Below are 23,033 nucleotides of genomic sequence, written 5' to 3' on the forward strand. Positions count from 1 at the left end.
CAATCTCTCCGACCTCGGCGTCACCAAAGCCGCCATCCCCGAACTGGTCCAGGGCGCAATCATCGACCCCTCATGCGGAGGGAATCCGATCGAATTGACCGAAGAAAACCTGACAACGCTCTTCAACGCAGCACACTGACAGGCTTGCCGAACCCATCCCTCACCTCTCATACTGGTCGGAGGTGAGGGAGATTTTCATGACGAAAGAGATTGTTCTGATCCACGGTGCTTTTGCCGGGCCGTGGTGTATGGAGGATTATGCGGGCTTCTTTCGTGCACGTGGCTGGACGGTGCATACGCCCGCGCTACGCTATCATGGTGGCGACCCCAAGGCAGATCCCGATCCCGGCCTCACCGACACAAGCGTCCTAGATTACGCCAATGACATTGCAGACTTCGTGCAAGGGTTGGAGAGCAAACCTGTTCTACTGGGCCATGCCATTGCGGGGGTAGTGGCGCAGAAGGTGGCGTCTCGGGGGTTGGCCAGCGCAATTGTCCTGATCAACCCAAACGCGGCTTGGGGCACATTGCCGGAAACCGACGACGAACGCGCTGTGCCGCGCGCGTTGATGGAGGGTGGGGCGTTCTGGAAACAGCCCATGCGCGTTGATTTCGACCTGATGGCCCCTTTTGCGCTCAACAAGATGCCCGAGGCGCAGCAGCATGAGGTGTATGACCAACTCGGCCCCGAAAGCGGGCGGGTGATGTTCGAGATGTTCTTTTGGATGTTCGACGATCACCATGCGATGAAGGTGGAGATCGACAAGGTCGATTGCCCGGTGCTGATTGTTTCAGGCACCGAGGACCGGGCCGTGAACCCCAACACCTGCCGTGCTCTGGCGAAGCTTTACGGAGACCGTGCGACTTTCCTGCCCGTCGACAACCACGCGCATTTTCTGTTCATGGAGCCGGGCTGGGAAGGCCCAGCCGAACAGATTGCCGACTGGTTGGATCGGAATGTTGGGTAAGATGGGGTTTCACCCCATCGTCCCCGCTCCGCTTTGATGGGTTGGAAACCCATCCTACGTCAGTTGTTGGTTTGAAACGTGCTCTGTGGTTTCCAGACCAGAGAACCATCGTCATTGCGATGACACCGCAGCAGCCGTTCCTCGCGCGTGCTGATGGTTGAGGTGACGGTGTTGTCACCGGTCAGCAGGATGAAGGCGTCCGGGGAATAGGCCATGCCATCATAGTAACAAAACCGCGTCTCGGCGCCGTCTGGAATGGGCGATGCAGTGCTGAGCATCTGCTGCGCGGGGGCCGCCGAGGCCAGCAGGGTCAGGGCCAGCCCGAAGGTAAGTGTTTTCATGTCGTCCTCCCGTTCGGAAATTTGTTCGTGGTCTAATTGGGTCTTGGACGCTCGGAACCTCAAATGTCGTTCTTGGATGACGGATTGAGGGTAAGTGTGAACGGGATCAAAGAGTTAGGCAAGCGGTGTGTTTGGAGGGTGGCTGTTGCCACGCGTCAACTATGAATTTTGGCCAGCATAAACCACTCCATTTATATGGGTCAATTCAGTTACATGAAACCTGGTGTCGTTAGCCAGTTGTAAGGCGGACGTATCTACTTCTTGATCGTATATTCAAATCGAATTGAGTTTATCAGCAGATTTACATCCGAAGAGTCCGTTTGCTTGTGGATCATTCGATGGCACGTTGGACAAAGAACCAAGAAATCATCTGGTATTCTATATCTACGGCTTTCACCTTCAGCCAAGCCGCTAATTGGCTTCGCGTGATGTACGTCTATCGGAGTGTTCTGTAGTGGACCGTCAAAGCCAAAGTGTATTTTAGGATCCAAACCGCATGCTTCGCAAACAGTACCCCTGGCTTGAAGGACGGTCTTCCTAATATTCGGCGTCCGTTCTATGCGACGTGAAAGAAAGTACTTGCGGGTTTCTGTTATGTCTGTTGTTCCCGCTTCTTCCATCATGGTGTCTGTGGGAGTAGTGCCACCGCGATCTACAAGTGCATTATAGGCAGACAGCATTCTATCTAAGTCTTTGTAGAACAGATCGGAATCGATTTGATCTGCTGAATAGGTGCGCCCAAACGAATGGCCAGATTCATACCCAAGCGGTAGGGATTCTGAGGAGCCTAAATCAATTGGTTCCACAGAGAACAGCTTGGCAAATTCTGGCACCCTTTCTGCCAAGCCAATTGCTCTTCGGCGCAGAACTTGACGACCTTTGCGCTCGCCAAACTCGTTGTATACTTCCGTCGTCCCTTGGTTCATCGACAGCACAATTTCTTCTGATTGTGCGTTAATCAGGTAAACTACGTAAAAACCTCTTGTGGCGCTCTCAGTAACTAATGGGTCAAAAAAAGCCAACCAAGGTACAGCTGCCCAGTTGCCTGCACCAACGCTAGATTTGACCTTTAACGCGTAAGGTAGAAATATTAAGTGTTTCTTGGCTTCTATTGATACGTCGTGTCGAACAAAATTTCCCAAAATCGCTGCCGGCAAAAGATTTGGCTCGTTCAAAAACGAACTCCCTCGCCATTCTGGCGAGCATTTGGTGAAGCATTATTTCTCCTAGACATCCAACTCCTCCACAAACCGCGCGTTCTCTTGAATGTATTGGAACCGCAGTTCGGGTTTTTTGCCCATCAGGCGCTCGACCAGGTCGCCGGTCTCGCCGGGTTCGTCCTCGTCTATGGTGACGCGGATCAGTTTGCGCGAGGCCGGGTCCATCGTGGTCTCTTTCAGGTCCTTGGCGTCCATTTCGCCGAGACCTTTGAAGCGCGAGACGTCGATTTTGCCTTTGCCGCCCAGACCTTTTTCGAGCCATTCGTCGCGCTCGGCCTCGTCCAGACAATAGACGCGCTTGGCGCCTTGGGTCAGGCGATAGAGGGGCGGGCAGGCGAGGTACAGGTGGCCCGCGTCGATCATCGGGCGCATCTGCGTGAAGAAGAACGTCATCAGCAGCGAGGCGATATGCGCCCCGTCCACATCCGCATCGGTCATGATGATGATTTTATCATAGCGCAGGTCGTCGACGTTGAACTTGGTGCCAAGGCCCACACCCAGCGCCTGCGTCAGATCGTTGATCTCGGCATTGGTGCCCAGCTTGGAACTGGCCGCGCCCAGCACGTTCAGGATCTTACCGCGCAAAGGCAGCAGGGCCTGCGTCTTGCGATCCCGACCCATTTTGGCAGAACCGCCCGCCGAGTCGCCCTCGACGATGAATAATTCCGTACCGTCGCGTGTTGAACTACTACAGTCCACCAACTTGCCGGGGAGACGAAGTTTCTTAGTGGCGGACTTGCGTTGTGTTTCCTTCTCGGCCCGTCGGCGCAGGCGTTCTTCGGCCCTCAGGATGAGGAAGTCGAGGATCGCCCCGGCGGATTTCGTGTCAGCCGCCAGCCAGTTGTCGAAATGGTCGCGGACCGAGTTTTCGACCAGCCGCTGCGCCTCGACCGTGGCGAGGCGGTCTTTTGTCTGGCCGACGAATTCCGGTTCCGAGATAAAGCAGGACACCAGCGCGCAGCCGCCGGTGATCAGGTCGTCACGGGTGATCTGACCTGCTTTCTTGTTATTGATCAGCTCGCCATAGGCCTTGATCCCCTTGAGGACCGCAGCCCAGAAACCGGCGACATGTGTGCCGCCTTCGGGGGTGGGGACAGTGTTACAGTAGGACTGGATGAACCCGTCGCGTGAAGGCGTCCAGTTGATCGCCCATTCGACTTTGCCGGGGGTGCCGAACTTCTCGTTAAAGTCCACGGTGCCGGCAAAGGGCTGCTCGGCATAGGTCGACGAGCCGTTCATCGTCTCCTTCAGATAGTCCGACAGGCCGCCGGGGAAGTGAAAGGTGGCCTCGGTCGGGGTTTCGCCGTCGTCGATGGCAGATTTCCAGCGGATTTCGACGCCCGAGAACAGATAGGCCTTGGAGCGGATGGATTTGAATAGGCGCGCGGGTTTGAATTTGTGGTGGCCGAAGATGTCCGCGTCGGCGTGGAACGTGACGGTTGTACCGCGCCGGTTGGGCGCTGCGCCTACTTTTTCCACCGGACCTAGAGGGATACCGCGCGAGAAGCGTTGTTCGAATAGCTGTTTGTCGCGTGCCACCTGCACGACCATCGAATCCGACAGGGCATTCACCACCGATGCACCCACACCGTGCAGACCGCCCGAAGTCTGATACGCCTTGCCCGAGAATTTACCGCCTGCGTGCAGGGTACAGAGGATCACTTCAAGTGCCGACTTGTCGGGGAACTTGGGATGCGGGTCGATCGGAATGCCGCGCCCGTTGTCACGAACGGTCAGGGCGTAATCTGCGTGCAGCTCGACCTCTATCCGGTTGGCATGGCCCGCAACAGCTTCGTCCATTGAGTTGTCGAGTATCTCGGCCACCATATGGTGCAGCGCCCGCTCATCCGTGCCGCCGATATACATGCCGGGGCGTTTGCGCACCGGTTCCAGCCCTTCGAGCACCTCGATGGACGAGGCGTCATAGGTGGAGGTCGCTTCTGGCGTCAACAGATCGTCGGGCATGGCTGCTGCTCTTGTTTTTGAGTTTCCCCCATTATGGCAGGTGATGTGGTCCGGGGGAAGAGGGACGCGAGGTGTTGTATCCGGTTTGTCGGGGCCAACGGAACCGGAGCGATATTCAGCGCTGTATTGCAGCGCGTTTACAATGACAGCCAGAGAGTTTTGTCTTTAAAGCCACCTCGAACAAGAGAACTTTTCTCAAGCACATCCGAATATTCGTCATCCCAATCACGGAACCGGTCATTTGTGACGATAGCAGCGCCGAGATCCCGCGCTACCTGAAGGACTAGCGGGTCGGCAGGAGTACCCTTCGGCGCAACCATCACGTGGCTGCATGGCAACCCAAGCAAAGCCGCAAGGGAACTGTCGTTAATATAGCGATCTGAGATTTTGTATCCTACATTGGCATCAAAGACGACGCCCGGTGTCCGCCCCTTTGTCTTCAACTCGTCGACAACCTCGCGCACTGTGGCGATATTAGGAACACCGCCTTTCCAGTGCAAAACATTTGATCCATCGACGACAGCCCAGTTTTTCGAAGTTTTGAGCCGGCGTAGCCTTTTTCCGAACAGCAGCAGCAAACTTGCCAATGCGCACGGTCCTGTCAGCAATAACCAATCTGAGAACGCTGGATTGAACATAGCTATAGCAGAGCCAAAACAAGACAGGGCAAAAATACAGATGAGAGGGCGCACAGTTGAAAAGTCTTTGGTCAGAAAGTTGTTTCAATAGGGACGTAGCAGACAGTAGGGGTGGCTGCCCAGCATATATCAGTGATGCAAAACAGATTGATATTAAACCGCGAGCTTTCCAAGGTCTCGTCATGTTTCGAAATCCCGTTTAGGCTTTGTTCCGGAAGCAGAAATTAGGGAGCAGAAGAATTGAGCTGGATCAGAACCATTCCATTCGAAGAGGCGACGGGAAAGCTGAGGAGGCTTTATGACCGGGTCACCGGGCCGGACAACAATGTGGACAATATCATGATGGCGCACAGCCTGCGGCCGCATTCGATGGAAGGCCATATGGCGATGTATAAGGCCGTGCTGCATCACTCGGGCAACAAGATACCGAAGTGGTTTCTTGAGGTGCTGGGCGTGTGGGTCAGCTCTCTGAACAAGTGTGGATACTGCGTAGAACATCACTTTTCCGGATTGCAGCGGTTGCTGCATGATGAGATGCGCGGCAATGCGATCCGTGCGGCGATTGAGGCGCGTGATCCGGCCTCGGCCCCGCTGGACGCGGCACAGGTCGAAGCGATGAGATATGCGCGCAAGCTGACCGAGGCACCCGGTGATCTGACCGAGGCGGACGTGATCGCTCTGCGAGAGGCGGGGTGGGAAGATGGCGAGATTCTGGAGATCAATCAGGTGTGTTCTTATTTCTCCTATGCGAACAGAACCGTTTTGGGTTTGGGGTGTTCGACTGACGGAGACGTTTTGGGCTTGTCGCCGAACAACTCGGACAATCCTGATGATTGGGGACATCGGTAAGTGCGGGGCTGGCCGCTCCCCCATATGTATTTTGGGGTCATGTAAAGAACGGGCATAGGCTTGTTCTTTGACGCCCCGATAAAACCTATGTCAATTTGACACCAATCAAAGCGCGCCGTGTGACAATCGGCTAAGCATCTCCTCGACAGTGAAACCGAGGAGAACATGTATGGATGTGGCACCCCAGATCAAACAAAAATCATCTCAGATCAAAGCTGTAACTGACCTGAAGGCGGATGCCTCGGCACCAACATCCGAGAAAATCCGGCAAGCTTTTGAGAGCGGCAAGTACCCCTATGGCCGCAAGATGGCACGCAAGGATTACGAGGCGCAAAAGGCCGAGCTGCAGGCAGAGTTGCTGAAGGTTCAATTGTGGGCGCAGGAGACTGGGCAGCGGTTTGTGCTGTTGTTCGAGGGCCGCGACGCCGCCGGCAAGGGTGGGACCATCAAGCGGTTCATGGAGCATCTGAACCCGCGTCAGGCGCGTGTGGTCGCATTGAACAAGCCGACGGATGAGGAGAAGGGGCAGTGGTATTACCAGCGTTATGTGCAGCAGCTGCCCACCGTGGGCGAGATGGTGTTTTATGATCGGTCCTGGTACAACCGTGCGGGCGTCGAGCGGGTGATGGGCTTCTGCTCACCCAATGAGTATCTGGAATTCATGCGGCAGACGCCCGAGTTGGAGCGGATGCTGGTGCGCTCGGGCATTCAACTTTATAAGTACTGGTTCTCGGTCACGCAGGAAGAGCAGCAGCGGCGCTTTGGGAGTCGTGAAACTGATCCGTTGAAGCAATGGAAACTGTCACCGATTGACAAGGCTAGCCTGAGCAAATGGGATGACTATACAGAGGCGAAAGAGGCGATGTTCTTCTACACCGACACCGCTGATGCGCCCTGGACGATTGTCAAATCCAACGACAAGAAACGCGCGCGTCTGAACTGCATGCGGCATTTCCTGTCGACGCTGGACTACCCGGACAAAGACCTCAGGATCGTTGGTGAGCCTGATCCGTTGATAGTTGGGCAGGCGCATCACGTAATTCATAACTCGGACCATATTCTGGGGACAGCGCTGCATCCTGACGCGAAGATCGGCTGAAAATCGATAAACTGTAAAGCAGTTGCACCAAAGGTGATGGCTTGCGTCGCTTTGTTCTCGTTAGTCTCATTATGAAATAAGTTTGTTCCGCTCTTGTCTCGGGCAGCGCGCAAGCCTAAGGCTGGCGGAATGAACAAGGTGATGACATATCCCGGCCATTTGCGCGCAATCGCGGTGCTGGGCCTGCCGTTGATTGGCGGGCATCTGGCACAGTATGCGATTGGTTTGACCGATACAGTCATGCTGGGCTGGTACGGTGTCGAGGCGTTGGCTGCCGTGACGCTGGCCAACAGCTATTATTTCGTCCTGTTCCTGTTTGGTGCCGGGTTTGGGTGGGCTGTAATGCCGATGGTAGCGACCGCTGCCGCCGAGGAAAATGAGACCAGCATTCGCCGCTCCACTCGCATGGGTCTGTGGCTATCACTGATCTATGCGACGGTGATGATGCCCCTTTTGTGGTGGTCCCATCCGATCCTGATTGCTTTGAAGCAAGAGCCGCAAGTCGCTGAAACTGCGTCAGTATACCTGCGGGTCGCGGGGTGGGGCTTGTTCCCGGCGCTGTTGGTGATGGTCCTGAAGTCCTATTTGGCCGCGCTTGAGCGGACGCAGATTGTGCTGTGGATCACGATTGTTGCAGCTGTGGTCAATGGCGTGACCAACTATGCGCTGATCTTCGGAAACTGGGGCGCGCCCGAACTTGGGGTGATTGGTGCGGCTATCGCGTCAGTGGTGACGCAGATCGTATCATTGGTGGCGGTCGTGATCTATGCGGTGCGTGCGTTGCCGGAACACAGCTTGTTTCAGCGGTTTTGGCGCCCGGATTGGGAGATGTTCATGAGCGTGCTGCGTTTGGGCGTTCCCATCGGTCTGACGACACTGGCGGAGGTGTCGTTGTTCGCGATCTCTGCTGTCATGATGGGCTGGTTGGGTCCAGTGCCGCTGGCAGCTCACGGGATTGCGTTAAACCTCGCCTCGGCGACGTTCATGGTTCATTTGGGCCTGTCTAATGTGGCGACTATTCGGGCGGGCAACGCGTTGGGTCGACGGGATCGGGCGCATCTTGAGAAAGGCGCGATTACGGTGACCGGGATGTCGTTGATCGTGTCGGTCTTGACGATTGTTCTATTCCTGACATGCGCTGAGCCCCTGATCTCGCTGTTTATGGAGGCCGATGATCCGCAGCGGCCACAGATTCTGCTAATCGGCACTGGCCTGCTGGCGATGGCTGCTTTGTTCCAGCTGGTCGATGGGGCGCAGGTCATCGCACTAGGCCTGTTGCGAGGTTTGCAGGATGCAAAAATACCGATGGTGATGGCCGCACTCAGCTATTGGGTGATCGGTATCCCCGCTTCGTACTATTTCGGCTTTGTTCAAGGTATGGAGGGGATCGGAGTCTGGCTTGGCCTCGTGATTGGCCTTGCTTGTGCTGCCGTATTGTTGATGGCGCGCTTCTGGCTAAGGTCGGTGCGCGATGTAGGAGAAGTTCCCGCCTAGGGGATCATTCTTTGCTCATCCGGTCGGATTTCTTTCGAACAAGTACCGACCGCAAGTCGTGCATTGCCATCAGCAATGGGTCGGTCACGTCCTCTAATTGCGCATCCGTTGCTTTAGACTGGGCCCATTGCGTGGTCAGATTCAGGTAGTCAACCGCACGGTGTATATCATCCATATCGCGGCGGGATAGCAGGGCTTTGCGCTCTTCCATCCAGCGCGCGATTTCATCGTTGTCGGCGTCGCTTAGTACACGCTGGCCCTGCGGTTTGACCTCGCCATTGCGGATGTTGATGACCGCGATCTGTTCCATCTCGATCCGGCGATGGCGATTTTCCGTGTCGATCCTGAACACCGCTGCCCCATTTTCGCGCACGCGGAAATAGTATTCAGGCAGGGCTGTGGACATAACAAACTCCGGTATCAGGTGAGCGCGGCGCAAAAACGTTGGATGCGTGTGCAGGCTTCAGTCAGGGCTTCATCAGAGGTCGCATAGCTGACGCGGAAATTGGGCGACAGACCAAAAGCTGCGCCAAACACCACCGCCACGTCGGCCTCTTCCAGCAGGGCGATTGCGAAGGTTTCGTCCGAATCTATCACGGTGCCCGCGGGTGTGGTTTTCCCGATCAAGCCTGCAATTGATGGATAGACGTAGAACGCGCCTTCGGGTGTCGGGCACGAGATACCGTCGATTTGGCTGAGCATGTCGACGACCAGATCGCGACGGCGTTTGAAGATCTCATTATTCGGCGCAAGAAATGCTTGAGTTCCATTCAGAGCCTCGACTGCTGCCCATTGGCTGACCGAACTGGGATTCGAAGTTGATTGAGATTGCACCTTGCGCATCGCGGCGATCAACTCGACCGGGCCTGCCGCATAGCCAATACGCCAACCGGTCATGGCATAGGCTTTGGAGACGCCATTGCAGGTCAGCGTCCGATCATAAAGTCTCGGTTCCACCTGTGCGGGCGTGCAGAACTCGAACCCGTCATAGGCCAGGTGCTCATACATATCATCGGTCATCACCCAGACATGCGGATGTCGCATCAGGACATCAGTCAGTTCTTTTAGTTCAGAACGGCTATAGCCCGCCCCGGTGGGATTCGAGGGTGAGTTGAAGATGAACCATTTCGTTTTAGGTGTGATTGCGGCTTCCAGTTGATCCGCTGTCAGTTTGAAATTGGTCTGCAGCGAAGTTTCGACGATCACTGGTGTGCCACCGGCCAGTAACACCATGTCCGGGTAGCTGACCCAATAGGGCGCGGGGATGAGGACCTCATCGCCCTCGTTCAGCGTAGCCATCAGCGCGTTGTAAAGCGTCTGCTTACCCCCGGTCCCGACCGAGACCTGAGCGGGCGTATAGTCCAATCCGTGGTCACACTTCATCTTGGCGCAGACCGCCTGTTTCAGCTCGGGGATGCCGTCCGGAGCAGTGTATTTGGTCTTGCCCGCAGCGATGGCGGCCACGGCGGCGTCCTTGATGTTCTGCGGCGTGTCGAAATCGGGCTCGCCTGCGCTCAGCCCGATCACATCGCGCCCGGCGGCCTTCAGCTCGGCTGCTTTGGACGTCATCGCGATGGTGGGCGAGGGTTTTACGCGTGACAGTGTCGCAGACAGGAAACTCATGGTCGGCCTCGGTTTGTATGTTCAGCCCGACTGTCATAGGGTGCGCCGAAATAACGATCAAGCCAATTGAGTTTTACCCTTTGGAGACCCCGATGAACGACGAAACAGACTGGTTCGGACCGGACACCGCAACCTTCGGGGATCGCGTTGCTGGCGCACGCGAAGCCGCAGGTATGACGCAGACCCAATTGGCTCGCAGGCTTGGTGTCAAAAAAGCCACGATCACCTCGTGGGAAGATGATTTGTCGGAACCCCGCGCGAACAAGCTGTCGATGATGGCGGGGCTACTGAATGTCTCGATCATGTGGCTTCTGACGGGCGAGGGCGACGGCATGGACGAAACAAGCCTGCATGGCGATACGGACTCGGAATTGCGCGATCTTGTTGCAGAGCTCCGCACGATCCGAGGTGAGATGCGAGCCAACTCCGAGCGTCTGGCTCGCGTCGAAAAAGCGCTGCGTCTGAAATTGGAACGCAATCAATGACCGAGCCGCGCGAGACCCGGATCAAGCGCATGAAAATGCGTTCGATGCGGCGGGGCATCAAAGAGATGGATTTGATCCTGGCGGCATATGCCGATCGCAATCTGTCTTCGATGGACGAGGCGGGATTGGACACATATGATGCCTTGCTGCATGAAAATGATCAGGACCTTTATCAATGGGTCACTGGTCAGGCCAGCCCGCCGGAACCACTGGCCGAATTGATCGCGGATATCGCGCAAACCTTTCAAAAATAAGCAATCATCAGGCTTAACCGATTTTTCGGGAATTCGCGTCATGTTTTCAGAAACAGCGCGATGAATCGGAGGATTGAATGAGTATGGAGTTAAAGGTCACCGCGCCCGGGACCAAGGGGTTCATGACGAGCTATCTTGAGGCGTTGGCGCTGGTCGAGCGTCTGCATCGCTTGCTTCTGGACGTCATCAAGGATGAATTCGAGCGTGTCGGCGTACTTGAGATCAACGCGGTGCAGGCCCTGCTGTTGTTCAACATAGGCGACCATGAAGTAACCGCCGGAGAGTTGAAGAGCCGTGGTTACTATCAAGGCAGCAATGTCAGCTACAATCTTAAGAAACTGGTCGAGATGGGCTATATGCACCATCAACGATGCGAGATTGACCGCCGCTCGGTACGGGTACGCCTGACCCTGCGCGGGCGTGAGATTCGTGACATCGTGTCAGACCTGTTCGCCCGCCATGCAGAAGGGCTGCAAAACCGCGGCGTGATCGGGACCAATGGGATTGAAGAGATCACCGGTTCACTGCGTCGGGTCGAACGATATTGGACCGATCAGATTCGGTATATCTACTGATAGCTTTGATGGCTGAGTTTGGGACAGCGACAGACCCTCAAGCTCACGGATCAGTTTACGTGTCATCGCATCTTCATAGGCTTCGAAGCCAAGGGCGACTTCGACGAAAGCATCGGGGCCTCGGATGACCCACGCGTGGTAATAGGCGGATAGCTCCCCAATCTCTACCTGGCGGGTGTCTCCTGGATTGGGGTCGTCGATACCGATTACAAGGGCATTGATTGTAATATCAGTGTTTTGCAAAGCGGCTTTTATGTCCCGCGGGTGATGTCCGAGATTGTGTTTACCATCACCGGACAGATCCAGTGTTCGCCGCCAGCAATCGCTTTGGCTCTCCAACATCTCAGCACCGTACAACATGGCCGACCCGACCGCCGTTCCCTGCGGCGCTGATGAGCGTGTTGTGCTTTCTAAATGTTGCTGAATTCGACGCAGATCAGCAGTCGAGCGAACATCTGTCCAACCAAGCAAGAGGCGTTGGTGGCCAGGTTCGCTCCATTCGTAGATAGCGATCCGAATAAAGGTAGACGGGTTTGAAAGGATCAGTTGAACCACCTCGGGATGGCGCAACGCCGCCGCAAGGCCACTAAGTTGCAACCTGTACTCACGACTGTCGACCGAACCAGAGACATCCATTCCCAACGCCAAAGCCTGTCGACATTGCGCTGAAAGCGGGTTGGCCAGCAGGCAAAGAAGTGTCGCACACAGGCGGATCATTTCGCATTATCCGGTTGCAACGCACTAAGTTCCAACCCTTTCAATTCCCGTTCCAGTTTGCGACGCATGGCACGCTCAAAATCTTCGAACCCGGCGGCGATCTCAAGAAAAGCACCGGGTCCGTGTAGTACATTTTTCTGAAAGAACGGGATCAAGTCGATTTCTCCTTCGAAATCAGCTGCATTGATCACCAGACCATTCACGGTCGTGTTTTCGAATGGAAAGTGCTTGTAGGCGATCTGTGGCCCGTAGCCATCGTTATTCTTGCCATCGCCCGAGATATCAATGGTTTGGAACAGACAATTCGGGGCGCTCTCCATCAGGGTCGCCCCAAAAGCCAGTGCGTGACCCATCGCAGTCGGGAACTCGTCTTCCGATCGCTTCGATGTGCCGATCCGATGCGCGGCGGAGATCAAATTGGCCCGAGTATCGATTATCGTCCAATCCAAAAGCAATGTCTGGTTGAAACTGCCGGACCATTCATAGACGGCTAATGCAACCGGTTGAGGTGAAAGGAAGAAAGCCTCCTGCACCTCGGGCGCAATCAATGCGTTGGCCAGCCCCTGTCGTTGCAGCGCATCCTCGGTCGCGTCCACCGAGGTCGAGATGTCCATTGCCAGCGCCAGCGCCAGGCGGCAGGTCTCGGCCCAAAGGGGGCTGCCCGTGACAGCCAGCCCCAGTGCTCCCAGCCAGCGGATCACCAGTGGCCGGTGCTTTCCATGCTAGACCAAGGCTCCGCCGGGGCCAGCGCTTCACCATTTTGCAGCAACTCAACTGAGATATTGTCAGGCGAGCGGACGAATGCCATGCGCCCGTCGCGCGGCGGGCGGTTGATCACAACGCCATTGTCCTGAAGGTGCTGGCAGGTCTCGTAAATGTTGTCGACACCATAGGCGAGATGCCCGAAATGGCGGCTGTCGCTTGGCAGTGCGTCGTCGCCATCCCAGTTGTATGTAAGTTCAATGGGCGCGTCCTCTTGTCCCGGTGGGGCGAGGAATACCAGTGTGAACCGCGCAGCCTCGCTTTCATAACGACGCGTTTCCTTCAGGCCCAATAGTTCATAAAACGCTATGGATTTCTCAAGATCCTTCACGCGGACCATGGTGTGGAGATATGTCAGCCCCATCGCGACTTTCCTTGCATTGGTTGTGATGCCAAGCACCTTAGCGCGCCTTCATCCCATGTCGAGGGGCTGGCCGGACACAATTCCGATTTAGCGCAATGCGCCGCACATATCGCGGTTCCGATGGCAAGCTTGCCGATATATAGTGGTCGGCGACTCATTGCTGGAAAGGATAATTTCATGCCTCTGTCTGCCGACCAACTGGCCGAGATCGAAGCTCAGCGCGCACAGTCGAGCCCGACCCGCCGCGTCGTTGCCGAAGGTATGGAAGATCATCTGTACACGGCACATCAGGTTCTGGATCACGGATTTGTCCGCGTTATCGACTATATGGGCGACGATGCTGCGATCTGTCAGGCCGCGCGTGTTTCCTACGGCAAAGGCACCAAATCGGTGCAAAATGATGAAGGCCTGATCCGCTATCTGATGCGCCACTGGCATTCGACCCCGTTTGAAATGTGCGAGATCAAGTTGCACGTCAAACTGCCCGTATTCGTAGCCCGCCAGTGGATCCGCCACCGCACGGCGAATGTGAACGAATATTCGGCGCGGTATTCGATACTGGATCGAGAGTTCTATATCCCGGCACCCGAACATGTCGCCGCGCAATCCGAGGTTAACAATCAGGGCCGTGGAGACACATTGCAAGGCGAAGAGGCCGCGCGTGTGTTGGAGATACTGAAAGCGGACAGTGCGCGCTGCTATGACAACTACGAGGCGATGATCGGTCAGGACGGCCAGCAAGGGCTTGCGCGTGAACTGGCGAGGATGAACCTTCCAGCCAACATTTATACGCAATGGTATTGGAAGGTGGACTTGCACAACTTGTTCCACTTCTTGCGTCTGCGTGCCGACCCGCACGCGCAGTACGAAATCCGCGTTTACGCAGATACCATGTGCAAGATTGTCGCCGACTGGGTACCGTTTGCCTACCGCGCGTTTGAGGACTACCGCCTTGGCGCAGTCAACCTCTCTGCGCAGATGGTGACCTGCTTGCGTCGGATGCTCAGCGGTGAAGATGTCACTCAGGAAAACTCAGGCATGACCGCACGGGAATGGCGTGAGTTTGAGGCTGTTATCCGAGAGGGTTGATTCAACAGAAAACCGAGCACGTCCCAAGGTGGGCGCGTTCACTAGGGTTTGCGGTTAACGGCCTGAAATTGGCCGTCAACCTTCTTTTATCTTTCCCGCCGGGGCGGGCTGTGCCTTACAGCGGCTTCAAATCAGCAGCCATTTGGCGGCCGTCACGTCCGTCCTGCAACTCGTACGAGACTTTCTGATTGTCAGCGAGTCCGGTCAGACCGGATCGTTCTACGGCCGAGATATGAACAAACACATCTTTGCCCCCTTCGTCGGGCGCAATAAAACCATAGCCTTTGGTTGTATTAAACCATTTCACGGTGCCGGTTGGCATTTCCCGTGTCTCCTTCTACTTACAAGTTGTCCCACAAATTGGTGGGGGCCTTGGCTGGCAAAACCGCCACACGTCACTGTTCGCCCTCACGATACAGCCCGGGTCGCGTGTTTCGCCTTTTTCAACATTACACGGTGAAGTAAAAAATCAAGAATAACTGGGGCAGCCTGATGGGTTTGTCTAAATTTGCAGCGATTACAGGATCAGTTAGATGATGCAGCTATATGGGCTAAAAACTTGCGATACGTGCCGTAAGGCATTGAAACTGCTTCCAGATGCGGTTTTCGTTGATGTCCGCGCGCAAGGGGTTCCCGAAAATGTGCTGTCCGAGGCGTACGAGACTTTCGGCAAAGCCTTGCTCAATACGCGATCAACAACCTGGCGGGGATTGGATGATGACACACGCAATCGACCGGTGCTCGCGCTGTTGGCTGATCATCCGACCCTGATGAAACGCCCACTGATAGTATCCAATGGTCAGATGTATCTGGGCTGGACGCCTGAAACCCGTCAGGCCCTTGGTGTTGCCTGAAGAACTGCTTATGTGACACGGGCAACAAGCGGAGACCTGTGAATGCGAAACGCTGCCATGATTTTAGGCGTCATTGCCGGGCTGATCGGGATGATCGTCGGTTTTTTTGGCTACGGCTTTGTGGAACTGATCGACCAGTTTGGTGAGATCGAAGGCATTGCCGAGCAGGTAGAGAACCCCGAGTTGATCCAGACGGCTTCGATCGTGGCGCCTTTGTTGGCAATCGTTGGCGGGGCGATGGCCCATTCTCGAGCGCTGATTGCGGGTTTATTGCTGCTGATTTCTGCGGCTGGGATGTACTATGCCTTTGGCTTCGGCGTTTTCACCATGTTCCCGATTGCCTTTGCAGGCGTAGCAGGGTTGCTCGGGCTCGCTGCAGGAAAACCGGACGAGCCCAAGGCACATTTCTAGGTCACTTCAGGCGTAGTAACCGATCCAGAGACAGCGGACCCGCGCCGTTGATCACAATCACCAGCAGCAGGAATGTCCACATCACGCGCTGATCCATCAACGTAATTGCGTTGTCGAATAAGCTACCTAGTTTGACGCCATGTCCGGTGACATCGGTCAGTGTTTGAACCCAGACAAATCCGATCATGCCAAGCGCGGCAAGGCGCGTCAGCAGGCCGACCAGCAAAAGCACAGGCAGGACAAATTCGGCCACTGTGCCAAAGAAGATGACGACCCGCTGGAAAAAGGTCATCTGAGTCACATCATACAGCACCGCCTCTGCAGCTTTGGGAAAGATCTGGCCGAAGGCTCCGGCCGATGGCGAAAAGATCGAGCCGTCGATTTTCAGCGTGGCCGAGTTCCAGTAGTAGACGAACAACACGGCGATAAAGACCACCCGAGCCAGGGTTGGTGTCAGCCAACCGGACGCGTGATCCGCTTTTTCCATCGCATTATTGTAAGTTGAGATCAGGGCAGTCATGTGTCCAGCCTTTCGATAGTCACAGAAGTTATTGCACCGCCCTGCAAAAGCAGTGCCAGAGTGGTTCCAAGATCAAATTCGGGTGTTTCGGCCATGGTGGATTCAAATGCCTCACCGATGGATTTGCCATCCTGAATCAGCGCGATCCATGCCGCACCACCCGGTAGCAATGGGTGTGGGGCAGGGTCGTATTCGGGACGCATGATCAAAACATCCTGAGCGCCCGCCTCAGGTTTCGGCGCGCCTTCTTCGGTGTTAAATAGCCAGATCGAATGTACGGGCCAGCTTGAACGCAACACCTGCACCGACGGCGCGAGGGTCAGTTTGGCTTGCATCAAATCTTCCGGTGGCAAGCTGAGCGCTTCGGCATCTATGGGTTGTCGATCAGCGGCGTGGTAAGCCCTACGCAGCGCCAGTTCCAGACGGGCAACATCCGGCAGGTAGCCCAGATGCGACAACTGCTCCATTCCTTCCAGAAATTTAGGGAATTCCTCGCCGTAAAACATCATCAGGGGTGAGGACGGCGGGTGCTGGCGCAAGAATATTCCAGCCAGCCCGTCCATATTCTGGGGGCCCAGAAGTTTTGTGATGACCGGGAAGGCTTGATGCATCGCCTCGGTCAGCGAGACGGCGACGTTGTTGCGATAGACGCTGAAGCGACGACCAGCGGGCTGCGCCTCGGCGTCCAATAGGCCATCAGGGATGGGCTGGCTGGCATCCAGCAGCGCGGTGTGGAATGTCGTTTGCGACACGCTCATGCGGGCACGCGATCCAGCGCTTTTTGCGCGCGCTCGGCTTCGGCCCGTAACACTGGCCAGTCCGGCACATCGGTGTCCCATTCAATCAACAGGGGTTTGGGGCCGGATTTGTCTAGTACGTAGTCCAGCAGCGCCCAGACCGGGTCCACCACTTCGCGCCCGTGGCTGTCGATCAGCAAGGGATGCCCATGATCGTCTTCGTCTTCGTCATGCCCGCCCAGGTGAATCTCACCGACTTGGTCCAGCGGGTAGGCATCAATATAGCCCTGCGGTGAGAAATCCAGATTGGTGGCTGAAACAAAGACATTGTTCACGTCCAGCAACAGCCCGCAGCCGGTGCGCCGGGTGATTTCGCGCAAGAAATCAGGTTCGGACCATGTGCTTTCCTCGAAGGCCAAATAGCTTGAGGGGTTCTCTAACAGCATTTGCCGCCCGACCACCTCTTGCACCTGATCGATATGGTCGCAAACGCGGGCCAGAGTCGCATCAGTATAGGGCAGAGGAAGTAGATCGTTCAGGAAGTGGCTGTCATGGGTTGACCAGGCCAAATGCTCCGAAAAGCTGGCCGGGTTCAACCAGCCGATAAGATGCTTCAGGCGGTCCAGGTGATCGGGGTCAAGTGGCGTTTCGCCGCCGATTGACAGCCCGACACCATGCACTGAAATGGGGAATTGTTCGGACAGGTGGCGCAGCTGTGCCAGCGGTCTGCCGCCGTCGCCCATGTAGTTTTCGGCATGGATTTCCAACCACGCCACAGGCTTGGCCTGCTCAAGAATCTGCGAGAAATGCTGTGGCTTGTAACCAACGCCCGGCGCGGCAGGCAGCCGGTTCGATCTGAGCGCATTGTCCAACATTTGCAAATCCCCTGATCACGTGGAAAGGGCGGGCGATCCTGCCCGCCCTTTCTGGTTCATTCGGAAAAGCCTTATGCAGGCAGGTCACGCTCCAGCGGCTCAAGCGAGCCTTTGCGATCTGCACCGTCTGCTGTTTTAGGCAGCTCGATGTCGGCGCAGGTGCCTGCGTCAACCAGGGTCCATGCGTTGCCCTGATAGTCGACGGTCGAAGTGCCCGCGCAAGTTGTGCCGGGGCCGGCTGCACAGTCGTTCTGACCTGCCAGAGAAACGCCATAGCACTTTTCTTTGGCCTGGGCTGTTGCGGTTGTGGCCGCGCCGGAAACGGCTGCAGCAACTGCGCTTGCGATAACCAGTGTTTTTGCAGTGTTCGACATCTTGGTAATCCTTGTTAATGACTGCGTATGTCTGCTTGTGACAACGACAAGGTAATGGTTCAGGGGCAGCAGTTGAATTCACGAGCCCGTGTCTCACAACCCCGTCAAAGGTCGTCATGCACCCTTGAACGTTAACAAATTGTTTTTGAATTGAAAAATGATATTTGTTTCAATCCGGCCCAAAATACCGGGCCGGATTTCTAGCGGTTTGCTGCCGAATGTTACAGCAGATCGGGGGGCGTTGCAGCCACGCTCAACTCATTTGTTACAGCCTCAAGCGATTGGACCTGCGTCTGTTTTTCGCCAAGGCGACGGACACTGACCGTGCGATCTTCGACTTCACGGTGACCGACGGCCAGAATGATCGGCACTTTGCCAACCGAATGTTCGCGGACTTTATAGTTGATCTTCTCGTTGCGAATATCCGCCTCGGCGCGGACGCCTGCTGCGCGAAGGGTGCTGACCACTTCGGCCACATACTCATCGGCCTCGGAGGTGATCGAGGCCACAACGACCTGGCGCGGGGCCAGCCAGAACGGCAGCTTGCCCGCGTGTTCTTCGATCAGAATGCCGATGAAACGTTCAAACGAGCCCAAGGTCGCGCGGTGCAACATAACTGGGCGGTGTTTGCCACCATCAGCGCCGATATACGTGGCGTCCAAACGCTCGGGCAGAACAAAGTCCACCTGATGCGTGCCGCATTGCCAATCCCGCCCGATCGCATCGGTCAGAACAAACTCGAGTTTCGGGCCGTAGAATGCCCCTTCACCCGGATTGAGTTCCGGCTCGATCCCAGCCGCGCGTGTTGCGCTGAGCAGGGCGGCTTCAGCCTCGTCCCAAACTTCGTCCGATCCTGAGCGTTTTTCCGGCCGGTCCGAGAATTTGACCGAGAAGTTCTCAAACCCGAGGTCTTTGTAGATACCGGACAGGAACCGAATGAACTCAGCGGTTTCAGATTCGATCTGGTCTTCGGTGCAGAAGATATGGCCATCATCCTGGGTAAAGCCGCGTACGCGCATGATGCCGTGCAGCGCGCCGGAAGGTTCGTACCGGTTACACGATCCGAACTCGGCCATGCGCAGAGGAAGGTCGCGGTAGGATTTGAGACCCTGATTGAAAATCTGCACGTGGCAGGGGCAGTTCATCGGTTTCAGGGCGTTGACCGCCTTTTCCCGTGCATGTTCCTCGTCCACTTCGACGATGAACATGTTCTCTTGGTATTTGTCCCAATGACCCGAAGCTACCCACAGCTTGCGGTCGACGACCTGAGGGGTGTTGACCTCAACATAGCCACCTTTGCGCTGCTGCCGACGCATGTAATCTTGCAGAAGAGTGTAGATGGTCCAGCCATTAGGGTGCCAGAAAATCTGCCCTGGGGCCTCTTCCTGCATGTGGAACAAATCCATCTCGCGACCCAGCTTGCGGTGGTCGCGCTTGGCGGCTTCTTCCAACATGTGCAGATGAGCCTTAAGCTTTTCCTTGCCGGTGAAGGCCACGCCGTAGATGCGCTGTAGCATTGCGCGGTCGCTGTCGCCGCGCCAATAAGCCCCGGCGATTGACATCAGCTTGAACGCGTCGCCTGGCAGTTGACCGGTGTGCTGCAAGTGCGGGCCACGGCAGAGATCCTGCCAGTGACCGTGCCAATACATGCGCAGTGGTTCATCACCCGGGATGGATTCGATCAGCTCAACTTTATAGGGCTCATTATTGGCCTTGTAGAACTCGATCGCGCGATCGCGATCCCAGACCTCGGTGGTCACCGGGTCACGCTTGTTGATGATCTCTTTCATCTTTTTCTCGATGAGGCCGAGATCTTCGGGCGTAAACGGTTCCTCACGGTCAAAGTCATAGTACCAGCCGTTTTCGATGACGGGGCCAATGGTGACCTTGGTTGCGGGCCAAATCTCTTGCACGGCTCGGGCCATGACATGCGCCAGATCGTGTCGGATCAGCTCATTGGCTTGCGCCTCGTCCTTCATGGTGTGAATAGCGATTTGCGCGTCGGCTTCGATTGGCCATTGCAGGTCCCAATGCTGTCCGTTCACCGTGGCAGAAATGGCTTTCTTCGCCAGCGAGGTCGAGATGTCGGCGGCGACCTGTGCGGGCGTAACGCCTGCTTCATAGGATCGGGAATTGCCATCGGGAAAGGTAAGGGAGACTGACTGTGAGTCCAGGGCCATATCGGCTCTCCTCGTCGGTTTGGCGCCCACTGAACGCCCGGTTGCGGGTTATGTATGCTCGGCTCATGTGGCAGGTGGGGACACAGGTGTCAAGGGCAGGAGCGAGGGGCCAGCCCCTCGCACTCCCCGAGGTATTTTTAGCCAGATGAAGAAGGATCGGGCAATTGCAGAGAGGTGTGTGACATGCATGATGGGCTGACAAGCAATGAGGGTAGCATGGCAGAGGCAGAATTTCTGGAAACCGCGCAGGGACGACGTCTGGCGTATCACAAGAGTGATGGGCGCGGGCCGACCATCGTTTTTCTAGGTGGCTTGAAATCAGATATGGAGGGCACCAAGGCGGTGCATCTGGAAGCGTGGGCGCGCGCGCGCGGGCAGGGGTTCCTTCGGTTTGACTATTCGGGGCACGGTGAAAGCTCGGGCGCCTTTACTGACGGGTGTATCGGGGACTGGCACGAGGATACGCTGGCTGCAGTTTCTCGGTTAACTGATGGTCCGCTGGTTGTTGTGGGATCGTCGATGGGCGGGTGGCAAGCGCTGTTGCTGGCGCGTGTCATGCCCGAGCGGATCGCAGGTATGGTGACAATTGCGGCGGCCCCAGATTTTACCGAGGACGGGTATTGGGCGTCGTTTTCGGACCAGCAAAAATCTGAACTAGAGACGGTTGGACATGTAGAACTGCCATCGGACTACATGGAGCCCTACGTCATCACCAAGCGGATGATTGAGGATGGGCGGCAGCGGTTAGTTTTGCGCGCTTCGCTTGATCTGCCTTTCCCTGTGCGTCTCCTGCAGGGGACAGCAGATACGGCCGTCTCGACCGATACGGCAGTGCGCCTGCTGGATCATGCCGCTGGTCCGGACATGCAACTGCTGCTGGTCAAAGATGCGGATCACAGGTTCTCGGATGAGCGATGCCTCGGGCTGATTGAGCAGGCTCTGCGAGAAGTCCTGGAAGGCACCTGATGCGTCGCCTCGGCTGGGTTTTGGGGCGGGTGCTGGTGGGTTTGACGCTGGTTGGTGTGTTGATCTACGCCTTTGGCCCGCGCGAGCCAGTGGACCTGCATCCGCGTTTCGATCCGCGCAAATTTGGCGAAGGCGTTCAGGTTTACTTTGAAAGCATCGAATCCGCCTATGATGACATCGTGCCAGGTATTGAAAAGCGCGTGATCTGGCAGGATGGTTTTGTTGAACAGCGGACAGCTTTTGCGGTGCTCTACATTCATGGGTTTTCCGCCACGTCCGAGGAGATCAGGCCAGTACCTGATCGCGTTGCGGACGCGTTGGGTGCCAATCTTGTCTACACAAGGCTTCAGGGGCATGGCCGCGATGCGGACGCAATGGCCGAAGGTACGGCGTCGGGCTGGATGCAGGATACAGCCGAGGCGTTGGCTGCCGCCAGGGCTGTTGGTGAGCAAGTCATTGTGATCGCAACCTCGACGGGGGCGACATTGGCCGCCGCTGCTGCGATGGATACGGAACTGAGCACTGATGTGGCTGCATTGGTTTTGGTGTCGCCGAACTTTGGCGTAAACTCGGCTGGTTCCTGGGTGCCATCTTTGCCGTGGGCCCGGCATTGGCTGCCGCCTTTGATGGGACAGGACCGGGATGTCTCAAGCACTGATCCCGAGAAGAACATCTTTTGGACAACTGTTTATCCGTGGGAGGCGGTCGTGCCGATGTTTGCCCTTGTAGATGCGGTCAATGCGCTGGACTTCTCGGGCGCGCGGGTTCCGGCGCTGTTCTGGTTTTCTGATGATGATCAGGTGGTGCGTCCGGAAAAAATGCATGAGGCGGCCAAGACCTGGGGTGGTCAGGCGATGGTTTCATTGGTGACAATGGGGCCCGGGGATGATCCGGCCTCACACGTGGTCGCGGGGCGTCTGATGTCACCGGGTCAGACCGACGCGGCGGTCGCGGGCATATTGGAGTGGCTGTCAGAGCAGGGGATTCCGAAGCAAAGCGGGGGCTGAATATGCGTAGACCGGGCAGTATGTGGAGCCTTGAGACGTTGGGTCGCGTGCGACTATCCCGGCATTTTTTCATGCGCGATTTTCTATATTCCGAGATCGGGAACTTTCACGAATTGCAAAATATTCCCGACAACCCTGATCTTGCGATCGAGACCGGGCGCGCGTTTTGCGAGACCCTGCTGGACCCGCTGGAAGAAACCTTTGGTCGTATCGCGGTGCGCTCGGGCTATCGCTCGCGATCACTGAACCGGTTCGGGAACGAGAACAGGTTGAACTGTGCCCGCAATGACAACCCGTTGGAGTGCCACATTTGGGATTGGGGCGAAGGTGACGCACGTGTAGCAGGGGCGTCGGTGGTAATTCCGTGGATTGCAGACCGTTATGCGCAGGGGCGCGATTGGCGCGATTTGGCGTGGTGGATGCATGACCATCTGGATTATTCCGAGATTTGGTTCTTTCCCAAACTATGCGCGTTCAATCTGGTTTGGCGGCCCAAGCCTGTACGGCGGATCGACAGCTACATCGCCCCGCGCGGCTGCTTGTTGCGGGCCGGGGCGGAGCCAGATGAACCGCTGGGCCAAAGGCAGGAACGCTATGCGGATTTCCCACCGTTTCGGGCGATCAGCTATCCGTGAAGTTTTGCTTGCCCGCCGTTGGCAAACCTCT

At 56.3% G+C, this 23,033-nt stretch carries 28 protein-coding genes and 1 pseudogene; 14 read left to right on the top strand and 15 right to left on the bottom strand.

The window, feature by feature from the left end:
• Both ACR0MP_RS13220 and ACR0MP_RS13225 read left to right on the top strand, forming a co-directional pair.
• A pseudogene (locus ACR0MP_RS13220) lies at positions 1 to 139 on the top strand (iron-containing alcohol dehydrogenase); the annotation flags it as partial.
• A 58-nt stretch (positions 140 to 197) separates the two neighbouring features.
• On the top strand, positions 198 to 968 hold the full coding sequence (locus tag ACR0MP_RS13225) for an alpha/beta hydrolase (protein ID WP_480753763.1): 771 nt from the start codon (positions 198 to 200) through the stop codon (positions 966 to 968).
• Positions 969 to 1,027: 59 nt separating this feature from the next.
• Here the strand turns inward: ACR0MP_RS13225 and ACR0MP_RS13230 are convergent, their stop codons facing one another.
• From ACR0MP_RS13230 to ACR0MP_RS13245, 4 genes are all read right to left on the bottom strand, one after another.
• Complete coding sequence (locus tag ACR0MP_RS13230) at positions 1,028 to 1,309, bottom strand: hypothetical protein (protein WP_480886151.1); 282 nt, start codon at positions 1,307 to 1,309, stop codon at positions 1,028 to 1,030.
• A 254-nt stretch (positions 1,310 to 1,563) separates the two neighbouring features.
• Positions 1,564 to 2,484 carry an MrcB family domain-containing protein gene (locus ACR0MP_RS13235; protein ID WP_480886149.1) on the bottom strand — a complete coding sequence of 307 codons (921 nt, stop codon included), beginning with the start codon at positions 2,482 to 2,484 and terminating at the stop codon, positions 1,564 to 1,566.
• Between the two features lie 51 nt (positions 2,485 to 2,535).
• Positions 2,536 to 4,494: a DNA topoisomerase IV subunit B gene (gene parE / locus ACR0MP_RS13240; RefSeq protein ID WP_170420984.1), complete on the bottom strand. Its 1,959-nt coding sequence runs from the start codon at positions 4,492 to 4,494 to the stop codon at positions 2,536 to 2,538.
• Positions 4,495 to 4,631: 137 nt separating this feature from the next.
• The gene (locus ACR0MP_RS13245; RefSeq protein WP_480893785.1) at positions 4,632 to 5,081 is read right to left on the bottom strand and encodes an NYN domain-containing protein; all 450 of its coding nucleotides are present in this window, start codon (positions 5,079 to 5,081) and stop codon (positions 4,632 to 4,634) included.
• A gap of 291 nt (positions 5,082 to 5,372) precedes the next feature.
• Between ACR0MP_RS13245 and ACR0MP_RS13250 the strand changes: the two genes are divergently transcribed.
• From ACR0MP_RS13250 to ACR0MP_RS13260, 3 genes are all read left to right on the top strand, one after another.
• A complete protein-coding gene (locus ACR0MP_RS13250) occupies positions 5,373 to 5,981 on the top strand; it encodes a carboxymuconolactone decarboxylase family protein (protein ID WP_480886147.1) in 609 nt (202 codons plus the stop codon).
• Positions 5,982 to 6,150: 169 nt separating this feature from the next.
• On the top strand, positions 6,151 to 7,080 hold the full coding sequence (ppk2, locus tag ACR0MP_RS13255) for a polyphosphate kinase 2 (RefSeq protein WP_480886145.1): 930 nt from the start codon (positions 6,151 to 6,153) through the stop codon (positions 7,078 to 7,080).
• A gap of 129 nt (positions 7,081 to 7,209) precedes the next feature.
• Positions 7,210 to 8,574: an MATE family efflux transporter gene (locus ACR0MP_RS13260; protein WP_170404822.1), complete on the top strand. Its 1,365-nt coding sequence runs from the start codon at positions 7,210 to 7,212 to the stop codon at positions 8,572 to 8,574.
• Between the two features lie 4 nt (positions 8,575 to 8,578).
• Here ACR0MP_RS13260 and ACR0MP_RS13265 read toward each other — a convergent pair whose 3' ends face one another.
• Together ACR0MP_RS13265 and ACR0MP_RS13270 are read right to left on the bottom strand one after the other, a co-directional pair.
• A complete protein-coding gene (locus tag ACR0MP_RS13265; RefSeq protein ID WP_170404825.1) occupies positions 8,579 to 8,980 on the bottom strand; it encodes a hypothetical protein in 402 nt (133 codons plus the stop codon).
• Positions 8,981 to 8,994: 14 nt separating this feature from the next.
• The gene (locus tag ACR0MP_RS13270) at positions 8,995 to 10,197 is read right to left on the bottom strand and encodes a pyridoxal phosphate-dependent aminotransferase (protein ID WP_480886142.1); all 1,203 of its coding nucleotides are present in this window, start codon (positions 10,195 to 10,197) and stop codon (positions 8,995 to 8,997) included.
• A 92-nt stretch (positions 10,198 to 10,289) separates the two neighbouring features.
• On the opposite strand from ACR0MP_RS13270, the gene ACR0MP_RS13275 reads away from it, so the two are divergent.
• From ACR0MP_RS13275 to ACR0MP_RS13285, 3 genes are all read left to right on the top strand, one after another.
• Positions 10,290 to 10,682, top strand: coding sequence for a helix-turn-helix domain-containing protein (locus ACR0MP_RS13275; RefSeq protein ID WP_170393655.1), 393 nt, complete (start codon positions 10,290 to 10,292; stop codon positions 10,680 to 10,682).
• Positions 10,679 to 10,936 (top strand): succinate dehydrogenase assembly factor 2, encoded by a 258-nt coding sequence (locus tag ACR0MP_RS13280; protein ID WP_170404831.1) that lies wholly within the window; start codon positions 10,679 to 10,681, stop codon positions 10,934 to 10,936. The genes ACR0MP_RS13275 and ACR0MP_RS13280 overlap by 4 nt, the downstream gene beginning before the upstream one ends.
• A 77-nt stretch (positions 10,937 to 11,013) precedes the next feature.
• On the top strand, positions 11,014 to 11,511 hold the full coding sequence (locus tag ACR0MP_RS13285; protein ID WP_170404834.1) for a winged helix DNA-binding protein: 498 nt from the start codon (positions 11,014 to 11,016) through the stop codon (positions 11,509 to 11,511).
• Here the strand turns inward: ACR0MP_RS13285 and ACR0MP_RS13290 are convergent.
• The 3 genes from ACR0MP_RS13290 to ACR0MP_RS13300 are packed head-to-tail and all read right to left on the bottom strand — an operon-like array spanning position 11,458 to position 13,354.
• Positions 11,458 to 12,228, bottom strand: coding sequence for a DUF1194 domain-containing protein (locus tag ACR0MP_RS13290; protein ID WP_170404838.1), 771 nt, complete (start codon positions 12,226 to 12,228; stop codon positions 11,458 to 11,460). The two genes, ACR0MP_RS13285 and ACR0MP_RS13290, sit on opposite strands and share 54 nt — an antisense overlap.
• Positions 12,225 to 12,929, bottom strand: a complete 705-nt coding sequence (locus ACR0MP_RS13295) for a DUF1194 domain-containing protein (protein ID WP_170404841.1) — start codon at positions 12,927 to 12,929, stop codon at positions 12,225 to 12,227. Before ACR0MP_RS13295 ends, ACR0MP_RS13290 begins: the two co-directional genes overlap by 4 nt.
• The gene (locus tag ACR0MP_RS13300; RefSeq protein ID WP_170404844.1) at positions 12,926 to 13,354 is read right to left on the bottom strand and encodes a VOC family protein; all 429 of its coding nucleotides are present in this window, start codon (positions 13,352 to 13,354) and stop codon (positions 12,926 to 12,928) included. The genes ACR0MP_RS13295 and ACR0MP_RS13300 overlap by 4 nt, the downstream gene beginning before the upstream one ends.
• A gap of 177 nt (positions 13,355 to 13,531) precedes the next feature.
• Between ACR0MP_RS13300 and thyX the strand changes: the two genes are divergently transcribed.
• Positions 13,532 to 14,443, top strand: a complete 912-nt coding sequence (gene thyX, locus ACR0MP_RS13305; protein WP_170393643.1) for an FAD-dependent thymidylate synthase — start codon at positions 13,532 to 13,534, stop codon at positions 14,441 to 14,443.
• Between the two features lie 115 nt (positions 14,444 to 14,558).
• On the opposite strand, the gene ACR0MP_RS13310 is transcribed toward thyX, so the two are convergent.
• The gene (locus tag ACR0MP_RS13310) at positions 14,559 to 14,765 is read right to left on the bottom strand and encodes a cold-shock protein (RefSeq protein ID WP_008758035.1); all 207 of its coding nucleotides are present in this window, start codon (positions 14,763 to 14,765) and stop codon (positions 14,559 to 14,561) included.
• A 214-nt stretch (positions 14,766 to 14,979) separates the two neighbouring features.
• Here ACR0MP_RS13310 and ACR0MP_RS13315 point away from each other — a divergent pair, with 214 nt between their 5' ends.
• Positions 14,980 to 15,297 (top strand): arsenate reductase family protein, encoded by a 318-nt coding sequence (locus ACR0MP_RS13315; RefSeq protein WP_170422413.1) that lies wholly within the window; start codon positions 14,980 to 14,982, stop codon positions 15,295 to 15,297.
• A 42-nt stretch (positions 15,298 to 15,339) separates the two neighbouring features.
• Positions 15,340 to 15,708 (top strand): hypothetical protein, encoded by a 369-nt coding sequence (locus ACR0MP_RS13320; protein WP_170420996.1) that lies wholly within the window; start codon positions 15,340 to 15,342, stop codon positions 15,706 to 15,708.
• A 1-nt stretch (position 15,709) separates the two neighbouring features.
• Here the strand turns inward: ACR0MP_RS13320 and ACR0MP_RS13325 are convergent, their stop codons facing one another.
• The 5 genes from ACR0MP_RS13325 to thrS form a co-directional block, all read right to left on the bottom strand.
• Positions 15,710 to 16,228: a DoxX family membrane protein gene (locus tag ACR0MP_RS13325; protein WP_170404850.1), complete on the bottom strand. Its 519-nt coding sequence runs from the start codon at positions 16,226 to 16,228 to the stop codon at positions 15,710 to 15,712.
• On the bottom strand, positions 16,225 to 16,986 hold the full coding sequence (locus tag ACR0MP_RS13330) for an HvfC/BufC family peptide modification chaperone (protein WP_480886139.1): 762 nt from the start codon (positions 16,984 to 16,986) through the stop codon (positions 16,225 to 16,227). Before ACR0MP_RS13330 ends, ACR0MP_RS13325 begins: the two co-directional genes overlap by 4 nt.
• Positions 16,983 to 17,840: an MNIO family bufferin maturase gene (gene bufB, locus ACR0MP_RS13335; protein WP_170404857.1), complete on the bottom strand. Its 858-nt coding sequence runs from the start codon at positions 17,838 to 17,840 to the stop codon at positions 16,983 to 16,985. The genes ACR0MP_RS13330 and bufB overlap by 4 nt, the downstream gene beginning before the upstream one ends.
• A gap of 71 nt (positions 17,841 to 17,911) precedes the next feature.
• Positions 17,912 to 18,214, bottom strand: a complete 303-nt coding sequence (locus tag ACR0MP_RS13340; RefSeq protein ID WP_010439128.1) for a BufA1 family periplasmic bufferin-type metallophore — start codon at positions 18,212 to 18,214, stop codon at positions 17,912 to 17,914.
• Positions 18,215 to 18,435: 221 nt separating this feature from the next.
• Positions 18,436 to 20,394, bottom strand: a complete 1,959-nt coding sequence (gene thrS / locus ACR0MP_RS13345; RefSeq protein ID WP_170404860.1) for a threonine--tRNA ligase — start codon at positions 20,392 to 20,394, stop codon at positions 18,436 to 18,438.
• A gap of 216 nt (positions 20,395 to 20,610) precedes the next feature.
• On the opposite strand from thrS, the gene ACR0MP_RS13350 reads away from it, so the two are divergent.
• From ACR0MP_RS13350 to ACR0MP_RS13360, 3 genes are read left to right on the top strand one after another with little or no spacing between them, the layout of a single operon-like run.
• On the top strand, positions 20,611 to 21,360 hold the full coding sequence (locus tag ACR0MP_RS13350; RefSeq protein ID WP_170404863.1) for an alpha/beta fold hydrolase: 750 nt from the start codon (positions 20,611 to 20,613) through the stop codon (positions 21,358 to 21,360).
• On the top strand, positions 21,360 to 22,367 hold the full coding sequence (locus ACR0MP_RS13355; protein ID WP_480886136.1) for an alpha/beta hydrolase: 1,008 nt from the start codon (positions 21,360 to 21,362) through the stop codon (positions 22,365 to 22,367). The genes ACR0MP_RS13350 and ACR0MP_RS13355 overlap by 1 nt, the downstream gene beginning before the upstream one ends.
• 20 nt (positions 22,368 to 22,387) lie before the next feature.
• On the top strand, positions 22,388 to 23,002 hold the full coding sequence (locus ACR0MP_RS13360) for a hypothetical protein (RefSeq protein ID WP_170406395.1): 615 nt from the start codon (positions 22,388 to 22,390) through the stop codon (positions 23,000 to 23,002).
• Positions 23,003 to 23,033: the final 31 nt, after the last annotated feature.

It is taken from the genome of Ruegeria sp. K3 (genome assembly GCF_056531845.1).